The organism is Occallatibacter sp., assembly GCF_036502485.1.
Lineage (GTDB): Bacteria > Acidobacteriota > Terriglobia > Terriglobales > Acidobacteriaceae > Telmatobacter.
Window position 1 is genome coordinate 62,835 of sequence record NZ_DASXYM010000038.1, and the last position, 11,249, is coordinate 74,083.

Annotated in this window: 13 protein-coding genes; 5 read left to right on the forward strand and 8 right to left on the reverse strand. The window is 61.4% G+C overall.

Translation table 11 applies throughout. The features are described 5' to 3' along the window. Positions 1-378 precede the first annotated feature (378 nt). Positions 379-1,383, forward strand: a complete 1,005-nt coding sequence (locus tag VGL22_RS06340; protein WP_465266057.1) for a sensor domain-containing diguanylate cyclase — start codon at positions 379-381, stop codon at positions 1,381-1,383. 51 nt (positions 1,384-1,434) lie between these two features. On the opposite strand, the gene VGL22_RS06345 is transcribed toward VGL22_RS06340, so the two are convergent. The 8 genes from VGL22_RS06345 to VGL22_RS06380 form a co-directional block, all read right to left on the reverse strand. Continuing rightward, entirely contained in the window at positions 1,435-2,340 is a 906-nt protein-coding gene (locus VGL22_RS06345) for a prepilin peptidase (RefSeq protein ID WP_465266058.1), read from the reverse strand. Positions 2,341-2,460: 120 nt separating this feature from the next. Further along, positions 2,461-3,888, reverse strand: a complete 1,428-nt coding sequence (locus VGL22_RS06350) for a radical SAM protein (RefSeq protein WP_465266059.1) — start codon at positions 3,886-3,888, stop codon at positions 2,461-2,463. Positions 3,889-3,918: 30 nt separating this feature from the next. Continuing rightward, positions 3,919-4,479, reverse strand: a complete 561-nt coding sequence (locus VGL22_RS06355; protein ID WP_465266060.1) for a hypothetical protein — start codon at positions 4,477-4,479, stop codon at positions 3,919-3,921. A gap of 81 nt (positions 4,480-4,560) precedes the next feature. Further along, positions 4,561-4,782, reverse strand: coding sequence for a hypothetical protein (locus VGL22_RS06360; RefSeq protein WP_465266061.1), 222 nt, complete (start codon positions 4,780-4,782; stop codon positions 4,561-4,563). Positions 4,783-4,837: 55 nt separating this feature from the next. After that, complete coding sequence (locus VGL22_RS06365) at positions 4,838-5,065, reverse strand: hypothetical protein (protein ID WP_465266062.1); 228 nt, start codon at positions 5,063-5,065, stop codon at positions 4,838-4,840. Positions 5,066-5,126: 61 nt separating this feature from the next. Then, positions 5,127-5,837 (reverse strand): prolipoprotein diacylglyceryl transferase, encoded by a 711-nt coding sequence (locus VGL22_RS06370; protein ID WP_465266063.1) that lies wholly within the window; start codon positions 5,835-5,837, stop codon positions 5,127-5,129. A 96-nt stretch (positions 5,838-5,933) separates the two neighbouring features. After that, entirely contained in the window at positions 5,934-6,761 is an 828-nt protein-coding gene (locus VGL22_RS06375) for a DUF4184 family protein (protein WP_465266064.1), read from the reverse strand. Positions 6,762-6,972: 211 nt separating this feature from the next. Continuing rightward, on the reverse strand, positions 6,973-7,290 hold the full coding sequence (locus tag VGL22_RS06380) for a hypothetical protein (RefSeq protein WP_465266065.1): 318 nt from the start codon (positions 7,288-7,290) through the stop codon (positions 6,973-6,975). Between the two features lie 189 nt (positions 7,291-7,479). On the opposite strand from VGL22_RS06380, the gene mazG reads away from it, so the two are divergent. The 4 genes from mazG to VGL22_RS06400 all read left to right on the forward strand — a co-directional run bounded on the left by mazG (position 7,480) and on the right by VGL22_RS06400 (position 11,233). After that, positions 7,480-8,442 (forward strand): nucleoside triphosphate pyrophosphohydrolase, encoded by a 963-nt coding sequence (gene mazG / locus VGL22_RS06385; RefSeq protein ID WP_465266066.1) that lies wholly within the window; start codon positions 7,480-7,482, stop codon positions 8,440-8,442. Positions 8,443-8,498: 56 nt separating this feature from the next. Continuing rightward, positions 8,499-9,308, forward strand: coding sequence for a GNAT family N-acetyltransferase (locus VGL22_RS06390; protein WP_465266067.1), 810 nt, complete (start codon positions 8,499-8,501; stop codon positions 9,306-9,308). A gap of 20 nt (positions 9,309-9,328) precedes the next feature. Further along, positions 9,329-10,453, forward strand: a complete 1,125-nt coding sequence (gene menC, locus VGL22_RS06395) for an o-succinylbenzoate synthase (protein WP_465266068.1) — start codon at positions 9,329-9,331, stop codon at positions 10,451-10,453. 93 nt (positions 10,454-10,546) lie between these two features. Continuing rightward, positions 10,547-11,233: a hypothetical protein gene (locus VGL22_RS06400; protein WP_465266069.1), complete on the forward strand. Its 687-nt coding sequence runs from the start codon at positions 10,547-10,549 to the stop codon at positions 11,231-11,233. Positions 11,234-11,249 lie beyond the last annotated feature (16 nt).

Genomic DNA, 11,249 nt, shown 5'->3' on the forward strand with positions numbered 1-11,249 from the left:
CGGTGTGAGTGCGATCCCTCCAAGCCGTAATAAAGCGCGGGAAGCACGAACAACAGCAGCAAAAGCAGGTACGCTCTCCTCTTGTGCAAAGGAGCGTGCGTAGGATTCGGTACGGTTGACTCGGGCATTGTCATGTCAAATCCCTTCGTGGCAGTTGCCTTCACCGCTCGAATACAGACACATTAAACCCCACCCGTCATCGGGGCTACTGTCCGAAATGGCAGCAGGTTCCTGACGCCCGCGTCTGAGTCAGTTCCCAGTCCGGAGGCAGATCCCAATTTGATCCACGCCGGTGGGATCTCTCTCAATGTTGCTCATTCCACTCACCCTCTGCGGCGCACGGCCGATAGGAAGAGGTGAACCGGTTGGAGGCTGTCCGTGGATCCGGTGAAGTATGCCCAGAGCTTTCTCGTCGACTATCGTCTGCTGCTTGAAGGCAGCCTTGACATGGTGTGGCTGGCCAGCGTCTCAGAGCACGCGCACACCTTCCTCTACTGCTCGCCTTCTTCACTTCAGGTGCTGGGTTACTCTCCTGAACGGCTGTCCACGATGACTCCGGAGGACATATTCACGCCTGAAGCGCAGCAACTCATCGCGCAAGACGTCCAACGTATCCGCTTGGGTCAGCCCACCAGCATGGTCATGGTGGAGGCGGTGCGGAGTGACGGCCGGCACATCTGGCTCGAGAACAAGGTGCGCGTTCTCGATCGCGGAGAAGACGACGTCATGCACGTAGCCGTCTACCTGCGCGACGTCACGGATCGCAAGCTGCTGCAGGATCAGCTTGCGCAGATGGCTTACCTTGACGGGCTGACAGGCATCCAGAACCGTCGTGCCTTCGACCTGGCACTCGATAAGGAGTGGAAACGCGCGGCCCGCAACGGCTCGCCCCTCTCGCTGATTCTCCTGGATGTGGATCACTTCAAAATCTACAACGATACCTACGGGCACCTCACCGGCGACGACTGCCTGCGCGCCATCGCCGGCGCGGTGCGCATCTGCGTGCGCCGCCCCGATGACGTAGTTGCGCGCTTTGGCGGGGAGGAACTTGCCGTACTGCTTCCCGGCACGCCCCCCGACGGTGCCGAAGAGGTCGCGCAGCGGCTGTGCGCCGGAGTCATGGACCTCGCCATCCCACACAACGGCAACGGCGGCCGTGGCATTGTGACAATGAGTGGGGGAGTGTCGACTGCCGTCGCCTGCACAGATGGCCGGGTGCGTATGCCCGAAGGACTCCTGGCAGCTGCTGACGCGGCACTCTACAAAGCCAAGCATCTGGGCCGCAACCAGATAGCTGCCTCGCTGCTGCTGAAAGCCCCCGGCGAGCGCATGCGCGAATTGTCGGCGGCGTCCGCATCAAGAAGGTCAGTGCTTCAGCCCTGACCCTCGCACCCGTTGAGTCAACACGCCTTCAGCTCCTGAGGCACAGCAGTCTCACAGAAACATTCCCATATACGCGGCAATGATCCGCTCGCCCCACAACGCACTCACAATCCCGCCGACACACAGGAACGTCCCCAGCGGCAGTTGCAGCGCCGCCCACGATCCATCGCTGCTCCGCGATCGGCGCAACAGCGCCGCCACCGCGAACACCGCACCCAACACCACGCCGATGAAGAGCGACAGCAGCGCGCCCGGCAGGCCGAGCCATGCAGCCAGCATTGCCATCAGCTTGGCATCGCCCAGGCCCATGCCCTCGCGGCGCCGGATGAGCCGGTAAACCCAGCGGATGAGAAGAATGATGCCCGCGGCGATCGCGATTTCGATCGCCGTCCCCATCAGACCGCCATAAACGACCGCCCCCGTAATGGGGACAGGCGCATCCGAATATCGACTTCCGACAATTCGATACACCACCCGTGAAAGAGCTCCCACGAGCACGCCGGGGAGTGTGAGCCAGTCAGGAAGCCAGAAATTCTCAATGTCAAGGAAGGCAAGACCAACCAGCAGCCAGAAGAATAAAAACAAGCCCAGCGTCCGACCCAAACTGTTGTAGAGATTCCAATGCAGGAAAGGGGAAATAGCCGGCACTTCCGGATCGGTTGCAAGCGCGAGAAAGTTCCATGCTGCGGCGGCCCAAAGCACTCCCACCGCGACTTCCACCAGCGGATACCGCACGCTGATCCACGCCCCGCACCCCCGGCACCGTCCCCGCAGCGCCACCCAACTCACCAGCGGCACATTCTCCCACCAGGTGAGCGTCCTTCCGCATTTGCGGCAGTGCGAGCGCGGACGCACAACGCTTTCGCGCCTGGGCCAGCGGCTCAGGCACACATTCAGAAAGCTGCCAAAGCAGAGCCCCAGCAGCGCCGCGAAAATAGTCCCCAGGATTCGAAGCATATGTCGGTCTGAGTATACGAGTGAAGGACGCGACGCACGCAGCCCGTGCTCGAAACGAATCCGCTTTTTGCTCTTCTTTCTGCCATTCCCTTAGGAGAATCCTGCTTGTACCTTGCCACTTCAGCCGACGGGAAGCGCCTCCCCCATCCTTCGCAAGCCCGCCAGCCGTGTCGTCTCCAGCTCCCCCCGATAAAACATGTTGAACGTGTCGAACGGGATCAGCCGCTTGCCGTCAGGGTGCGCAATATGGATGCAGCTCTTCTTCACGCTGCGCACGTCGAAGGCCTCGGCATCGATGAACTGCACAATCAGTACGCGAAACAGGTTTTTGTATCCCAGGTCTTTGGGGATAAAGATCTTGGGCAGGCAGCACAGCAGTTCGCGCAATGTGGAAGCCTGCGAAGCCGGCGAGTGATTGGTCGCGAAAAGCTTGAAAAGGTGATCGCGAAGCCCGGCCTCCTGCTCGTAAACAATCGTGTTCCGCGCCCCATCAATAAGCACCTCCGGCGGCACCATGCCGGTGAGCGGAACCACCTTGCTGCCCAGTTTAAGCGCGTAGCCCATCGCCAGCGCGTCAGGATGGCACGGCACCGGGATCAGGTCTTCAGGGCGGAAGACGGTGGTCTGCTCCAGTATCCGCCGTCGGACTTCCGTCAGCGTGAGCCTGTGCTCATCGCTTGAGAACCCCTGCACGCGGCCTGCCTGCTGCACCGGCTGGATCGTCACACCGCGCACGCAGGGCTGAGTAAGTGCGAAGTCGATGATCGATCCAAGCTCGCCATCGTTCACGCCGCGCGCCGCTGTGACCACCAGCGTTGTCGAGATGCCGAATCTATTCAGCCGTTCCAGCGCCTTCTGCCGGATCGAGCGCAGATCGGCGCCGCGCAACTGCATCAGCGCATCGCGCTGGAGCGAGTCGAACTGCAGATATATCTCGAACTCAGGCATGAATTCCGCCAGCCGTTTCGCGAACTCCTCGTCCTGCGCAATGCGAATCCCGTTGGTGTTCACCATCAGGTGGCGGATGGGCCGCTCCTTGCACATTGCGAGTACACGAAGGAAGTCGGGATGCAGCGTCGGCTCGCCGCCCGAGATCTGCACTACGTCGGGCTGCATCTCGTTGCGCACCACGCAATCGAGCATGGCCTCGATCTGCTCCAGGGTGCGGAACTCAGTGCGATGCTGGCCGCTGCCCGCATAGCAGATGGGGCAGGTCAAATTGCAGGCGTCGCAAATCTCCACAAGCGTGAGGCAACTATGCTGCTCGTGATCCGGGCAAAGGCCGCAATCGTAAGGGCAGCCGTACTTCACCGGTGTGTTGTAGACCATGGGCTGATCGGGCCGCTTGAGAAAGACCTCGCGCGCGCGACGGTAATAATCCACATCGTCAGCCACCAGCACGCGCTGATGTCCATGCAGCGGACACCGCTTCATCATCCAGACCTTGTCCTCTTCGAACACGATTTTGGCGTCCACGCGCCGGTAGCAGGTGGAGCAGATGGAGATGGCCACGTCGTAGAAGAGGTAGGGGCGAATCTTCTCAGTCATTTTGATCCTTAAATGCGGGACGGGACGAACCTATTGTCCATGAGACAGCATGTGCACGGCCACCGGATCGCAGATGTAGTAACGCGCCCGAGCCGCAAAAGAGGAAGAGTCCCACGCAGAAACGCGGGCCGCCGTCACCACAACACCCTGATAAACTCCGTTTACTTCGCTCCACAGCCAAACGCCATCGGCGCGTGTGAGCGCGGTCGAAAGCGTCACATCAAAATCCCACGTCGTCGAACCGGGCGAAAGCTGCTGCTGCTCAGGAGCTGCGCTTGCCTTCTCCATCGTGATAGCCAGGACAGCATCGCCTTCCTGCGCCTCTCCGCCTCCCACCGCCACGGGAATCGCCACCGCGCGACGGCTGTTGATCGAGTCGGCCACGCAGCGCTCCAGCATCGCGGCATCGATCCCCTGTGCCCCCACGTTATTCCTTACCGTCACGCGCATCCGGTTGCTTCCCTGCAGGTTCACATGCGGCCGTGGCCGAGGTGGACGCGGCGGCCCCGGACGCGGCGGCGGCAGAAAGCACGCACCGCAGGCCAGGATCCCCACTGCACAACCGAACGTGAGCAGTTTCTTTCTGCGCATGCCCTCCATCCTGACCCAACGGAGACGGCGCCGCCACTGCCCTTGTGTCACATTCGAAACTGCACATCCCGGATTCGCGCCTCAGGAATCGCCGTCTCGGCGAAACATGCTGCCGAATCCCCACACCAACAGCGCCACGAAACCCACAACCGCACAGACGAGGATGGCGATGAGTTCCAGCGCGCCCGTAACCATGAATGTGGGCCCCAGCAAATCACCCCATCCACGCTGGTTATTCAGCACCAGCAACTGCACTCCGCACAGCCCGCCAGCCACCAGCGCCACGACTGCGCAAATCGCCATCACCTTCGCCGCGCCTTCGAGTTTTTGACCACGGCATCATCATCGTGCGCGTCCTCTACTTTTTCTTGTCGCGATCATCGAACAGCTTTTGCACTTTGTCGCCCCGGCCTGTGATCGTGGCGCGAATAAGAGCGACGATCAGGGTGACCACCAAGCCAATGAACGAGCCGAGCACCAGCAGCGCTTCGATCAAAGCGGCATCGCTGACACCCCCGTTGCCGAAGACCGTCAGCCCGCACATTCCCAGCGAGACCAGAAGCACAGCCGAGAAGAAGATCGTCACCTTCGCTGTGGTGCTGGAATCCTTCCACGAAAACATCGGCGTCCTTTCGAGCAGCGCGGCTTCACGCGCGGACAGCGTCGTTTACGCTGGGCGGGCTGGCGGTACGCTCCAGCGCAAGCGCGCATAATCCCGCCAGGCACGCCCACTGAATCAGGTTGATGCCGCCCACCAGAGGCTGCGGCTTCAGGAAGTCGATTGCGAATCTCCACCCCAGATAACCGGCCATGAAGAGGCGGAACCTCCCTCCCTCTGGCAATGTGGCCGGCCGGCTCGCAACCCACCCCAGTAGCGCAAGGAAAACAACCTCGTACAACTGCGTGGGATGGCGCGCAATGCGATCGCCAAAGTCCACGCCCCACGGAAGTTGTGTCGCCTTCCCGTAGGTGTCGTCCGCCAGACCAGCCAGGAAGCACCCGATGCGGCCCACCGCAATGCCCACGCACAGCGGAATCACAAAAAGATCGCCGGTTCGCGAGCGGATGCCGGCGACGCGCTTGGCCACTTCCACCCCCAGCCAGCCGCCCAGCAGTCCGCCCACAATCGTCTTGCCGCCCGGAGAGAAAAGCAGCGCCAGCAGATGTCCTGCACGCTGCGCCGCCAATACACTCGGCCACTGCTCGGCCAGTCCCAGCAGGCGGCTGCCCACCAACGCGCCCAGCGCCGCGGCGGCAATCACGGTCCAGCGCTGCGGCTCTTCAACCACGTCGCCACCACGGGCCCGCATGCGGCGGAACACCGCGTATCCGCTCGCGTACCCAAGGGACTCAAACACGGGATGCCATACAGGATGGGAGCCAACCGGGATCATGCGGCCCAGTATAGCGAAGGCCTCATCCGCAACGTGCATCGGCGTCAATGAGCGAACGAATCATTGCCGCATTGATCCGCGCGCTTCCATATACGTCTCTTCTTCCGATGCGCGCCGCCCCGCGTGGCGAAACGGGCCCAGAACCCCCCACATGGCAAGTTGCCACCCCACCAGCGCGCCAAAGGTCACGATCGTCTGCGCGACGAACTCATCGGTTGTGATCAGGTTCACCGGCCGGCCCACCCCAATCCAGGCACGCAGAAACGCCGCCACTGCAGCCACCAACACTCCCATGGCCACGATAACGTGCCGATGGTGCGGTGTGAATGGATTGGCTGGCGTACGGCTGTCCGGCTCTGCGTGCCGATACCACCGCACGCACCATACGGCCAAAATCGCCGGGCCGGCCAGCGAACTGCCAAGCTGCAGAAGATCAAACAACTGAAACCACCCCACAGCCTGTACGTGATACAGGTGATGAAGGACTGTCAGATGGCTGCCAATCCAAGCCTTTTCGTGCGTGAACCCATCCCACAGCAGGTGCGTGACGATTCCCACCAGAACCGATGCGACGATGTTCAGGAATCGGGATGGAGGCCCGAAGTGAAATGGCTCCATCTGAGGCGTCAGGCGCGCGCGTACGCTCTCCGGCAGCAGGTAAACGAATGGCACCTTGACCAGCCTATGGAAGATCCACAACGCCGCCATCCCAGCCGGAAGGCTCATGCCAAACACGCCGGGAAGCGTGTGTCCCCACCCGCCGCCGGCAGCCAGGCGCACAAAATATTCGAGGTCGGGCGCAAATGTGCCCATCAGCAGCGCCGACGGAATCAGGCGCGTGCGGCGAAATGGCAGGGCTGCGGCAGCATGCGCTGGAGTGAAGGGCACACTTCCATTATGCCGAAGGCGAGAGCGAGAACCACGCCGCGGAGGCACCTCCGGGTCGGTGCGAGCGGAGCAGCGAAGCGCGCATGGGATAATCGCGCAACAAGAATGCTATCTGCCACGCAAGGACGCATCGGCGTCTCAAACTGGACGGGGAAGCGCAGGGGAGCTGCGGCAACCCATCCGGGCGCCGCGGGCTGCTTCGCTCGTCGAGCTATCGGCGCTGCGTGCTGAACATGGCGCGCAGGGTGCCTGTCAACTCGTCGGGCTGGCGCTCCTGGGGCAGATCAATCACGGCAGAAGCTGCAGGCTGCGTTTCGACAACCGGCGCTGGGTACGACGAAGTGGAACTGGTACTGGCTACGGTGGAGAGTGCACGCCCACCGCCGTTCGAGGCTTCTCTCCCGCCGCTGTTCGAGCCTTCTAGAGACACGAATCGGCGTTGCAGCCGTTCGATAGCGGCCATGTCGAGCCGGTATTCTTCTTCAATCAGGCGTTTTAGAGTGTCAAGCTGTTCGCGATCCAGGAACATGGAAGTGAGCCTCCTGCAGATTTTGGTGTCAACTGTGAATCGGTTAGCAGTCTGACATGATCGGCAAAGTAAAGAAACACACAAGGGTGTTATGACCAAAGTTAGAGTACCTTTCGGCCTCCTGAGTATCGGAAGTCACCGTCAGCCCCCGGCCACATTTCTCCGGCCTCAGCGTTTATCCTGATAACGATGGACGTTGCAGGAAACGCCAACAGTCCAGACTCTGTTCCCTCCGTTCCAAGGCACGATTCGGCGGTGAAGACCGACGCGCCCGGAGCGGCACGGCTCTTTGAGCAATCGGCCGAAATCATGGCACGCCTGCGCGCTCCCGACGGCTGCCCCTGGGACCGCGAGCAGACCTTCGACACCATCCGCAAATACACGCTCGAAGAAGCCTACGAGGTTTTCGACGCCATCGAGCGGCGCGACTTCCCCCACCTGGCCGAGGAATTGGGCGACCTGCTCCTCCAGGTCCTGTTCTATGCCGAGATGGCCGCCAACGAGGGGCGGTTCACCATCAGCGACGTCCTCGACCACCTGAATCGCAAACTCATCCGCCGCCATCCGCACGTTTTCGGTGAAGAGGCCTCGCGAGCCGCCGGCAATCGTGCGGACGTGAATGCCGATGTGAAGGGGTCCGCCACCGCCGTGCTCCGCAACTGGGAAGAGATCAAAGCTCTCGAAAACTCGTCAAAGGCCCGCGACCCCGAGTCTGAAGGCCGCCTCGACGGCGTCTCCCGCGCCATGCCCGCGCTGGCTGAAGCCGCCAAGATCGGCGGAAAAGCCTCCAAGGCCGGGTTCGACTGGCCCCATTGGCGCCACCTGCTGCCCAAAGTTGCGGAAGAGCTAGCTGAGCTTGAGGCTGAAGCCGAGCGCGGCGACAAGGTCAGGGCGGAAGCAGAACTGGGCGACCTGCTCTTCACTGTGGTTAACCTGGCTCGCCATCTGCATATTGACGCGGAGATGGCGCTCCGCGGCTGCAATCTGCGCTTCCGCCAGCGCTTCGCAGCAATGGAACACGCCGCAACCCAGCCCCTCGAAAAGCTGTCCCCCGCGGAACTCGAAGACCTCTGGACCGAGGCGAAGAAGATAGAGAGATCAGCCGCGGATCGAAGCCTGACAGCCGACGGCCCAACTAACCCTGACCGTTAACTACCTGATCACTTGACCTAACCACCTGACCTGACCACCAACCCAAGGGTACCGACTTGATCGTAATCCGCACCTGTGAAGGACATGACGAATTGGAAGCCTGCGTACAGTTGCAGGTGGAGACATGGGGTTACGACGCCACTGACATCATCCCCCGCAAGGCCTTTCTGGTCATGCAGAAGGTCGGCGGCCAGGTGCTGGGCGCCTTTGACACCGAGTTGCCCGGCGCGCCTGAAACCGGCAACGCCGCCACCATGGTCGGCTTTTCTTTGTCTTTGCCGGGCATCAAGACCGGCTCCCATGCGCCTGACGGAAAGCCCTACCCTTATATCCACTCACACATGCTTGCGGTCAAATCGGATTACCGCAACCGGGGCCTCGGAGCGCAACTCAAGCTGGCTCAGCGCACGGATGCATTGACCCGCGGCATCACCCATATTGAGTGGACTTTCGACCCTGTGGAAATCAAGAACGCTTTCCTCAACATCCGCAAACTCGGCGCGGTTATCCGGCGCTATTCCGAAAATTTCTATGGTGTATCCTCATCTCGACTGCAAGGTGGCCTGCCTACGGATCGCCTGATTGCCGAGTGGGAGCTGGATTCACTCCGCGTCAAGGGCATCCTGGAAGGGAAACCGCCTGTGGATCTGGTCATCGAAGAACGTGTCTGCGTTCCTGCTTCCATTTATCAGTGGAAGGCCTCTGAGGAGGAACGGCCGCGAGCCCTCGCCGTACAGCTGGAAAATCGCCAAAAATTTCAGCGAGCATTTGCCCGTGGGCTGGCAGTCATCGGCTTCCAACGCGACACACAGGGAAACGGAATTTACGAACTCGGACCAGTGGATCAGCCCGGCCTGGGCATCTAAGCCCCCAAGGAAAGCGAAATATGCGAATCGATGGAATCATTCTGCGAGAGATCCAGCTACCCCTCGTGCGTCCCTTTGAGACCAGCTTTGGCGTAACGCGCCACCGACGCATCCTGCTTGCCGAAGTCCGCTCCGAGGGCCTGATTGGCTGGGGCGAGTGCACCGCCGGCGAGCGACCGTTTTTCTCCTCCGAATCCACTGACACCAGCTGGCAGGTCATCCTGAGCGAACTGGGCCCCATGCTTGCCTCCGCCGGGCAGATCGAGCACGGCGGCGATTGCCCCAAGCTCTTCAAGCCGGTGCGCGGCCATCGCATGGCCAAGGCCACGCTCGAAAACGCGATCTGGGACCTCGAAGCGCAGCGTGAAGGCATCTCCTTGTCGCGCCTTCTGGGCGGCGTGCGCGACTCCATCCCCTGTGGCGTTTCTTTGGGCATCCAGAAGACCCTCCCTGAATTGATGGCCATCATCGAGAAGGAACTCGCCGCCGGCTATCAGCGCATCAAGCTGAAGTGCAAACAGGGCTGGGATGTCGACGTATTTGCCGCCGTGCGGAACCGCTGGCCTTCCATCCTGCTGAGCTGCGATGCCAACTCGGCCTATCGCATGCACGATTTCGACCACCTCTGCAGCTTTGATCAGTTCGACCTGTTGATGGTCGAGCAGCCCCTCTGGCACGATGACTTCTACTTCCACTCCATGCTGCAGAAGCGGCTCAACACGGCCATTTGCCTGGACGAGTCCATTCGCAATCGCCGCGACGCGCTCGCCGCCATCGAGATGGAGTCCTGCCGCATCATCAACATCAAGCTGGGCCGCGTAGGCGGATTCTCTGAGGCCATCGCCGTACACAATGCGGCGTTTGAGCGCGGGATACCGGTTTGGTGCGGCGGCATGCTTGAGGCCGGCATCGGGCGCTCTCACAACATTGCTCTGGCCTCGCTTGAGAACTTCTCTCTTCCGGGCGATGTTTCCGCCTCTGCGCGCTATTGGGCTGAGGACATCATCGAACCGGAAGTCGCTGTGACCAGCAAAGGCGAGATCGAAATCCCCGACATCCCCGGCCGCGGCTATGAAGTGCGCACTGACCTTATCGAGAGCCTCACCGTACGTAAGGAAACCATCCGCGAAGTGGTGTTGGCCTAGCTCCGGATGCCGCGACACTCTCTCCTGCCCATCATCCGGCAGAAGCCGCGAACACGGGCGCGCCGTCCTCTCAACAAGGGCGCCATCGCCACAGTGGTCGCGGTGCTGCTGCTGTGCTCCGGTTGGGCGGCGATCCAGCTTCGGCAGCGTATCCTGCGCTCCCGGGCTGAGGCCCTGCTTCTTGATATTCAGCGCCTTCAAGTGGGCGAGAGCAGCACCACCCAGGCCCAGTCCGTCATCGCCCGGTGGTATCAGTGGGGTCCGGTCGAGACAGAATGCGGCGCAGGCGAATGCACCTCGTTCATTCGTCTCCAACATGCGCTGCCTGCTTTCCTCACCGGCTTCTCCAACCCGACCGCAAACAACCTGCTGGCGCGCATGGCCGACCATCTCGGCCTGCGCAATGCCGCAGTGCGTGCCGGCCTGCGATACAAGGGCGGCGTGGTCACCGGCAAAGGCTATTCCGTCGAAGTGATGCTGCCCTTGCGCGATTGGTGGACACGCAACGCGTTCACCCCCGAACTGGCTGTCTTCTCGGATGAAACTGAAGAGTTCACTGAGACGGAACTGGCCCACATCGTTCCCACCCACCCTTACCGCACCGTGCGCCGCATCAAGAGCCCGTACGGATTGCGAATCAACTTCATGCCCCAGGAACCCGCTGCACAAAAGCAGCAATACATGGACTTCCGCCTGTCCTGTCTCACCCGGTTCTCGCCTTGCCAGAGTGAAAGCAATATCCTGCCCGCCGCCTCGGAACTGGTCAACCAGGTCTTCTGACGCCCGTCGCGCGGGG

What these genes read in the sequence shown, in the direction of transcription:
- VGL22_RS06345 (WP_465266058.1), bottom strand. Translation starts at nt 2,340, where the DNA reads ATGCTTCGAATCCTGGGGACTATTTTCGCGGCGCTGCTGGGGCTCTGC.
- VGL22_RS06350 (WP_465266059.1), bottom strand. Translation starts at nt 3,888, where the DNA reads ATGACTGAGAAGATTCGCCCCTACCTCTTCTACGACGTGGCCATCTCC.
- VGL22_RS06355 (WP_465266060.1), bottom strand. Translation starts at nt 4,479, where the DNA reads ATGCGCAGAAAGAAACTGCTCACGTTCGGTTGTGCAGTGGGGATCCTG.
- VGL22_RS06360 (WP_465266061.1), bottom strand. Translation starts at nt 4,782, where the DNA reads ATGGCGATTTGCGCAGTCGTGGCGCTGGTGGCTGGCGGGCTGTGCGGA.
- VGL22_RS06380 (WP_465266065.1), bottom strand. Translation starts at nt 7,290, where the DNA reads ATGTTCCTGGATCGCGAACAGCTTGACACTCTAAAACGCCTGATTGAA.
- mazG (WP_465266066.1), top strand. Translation starts at nt 7,480, where the DNA reads ATGGACGTTGCAGGAAACGCCAACAGTCCAGACTCTGTTCCCTCCGTT.
- menC (WP_465266068.1), top strand. Translation starts at nt 9,329, where the DNA reads ATGCGAATCGATGGAATCATTCTGCGAGAGATCCAGCTACCCCTCGTG.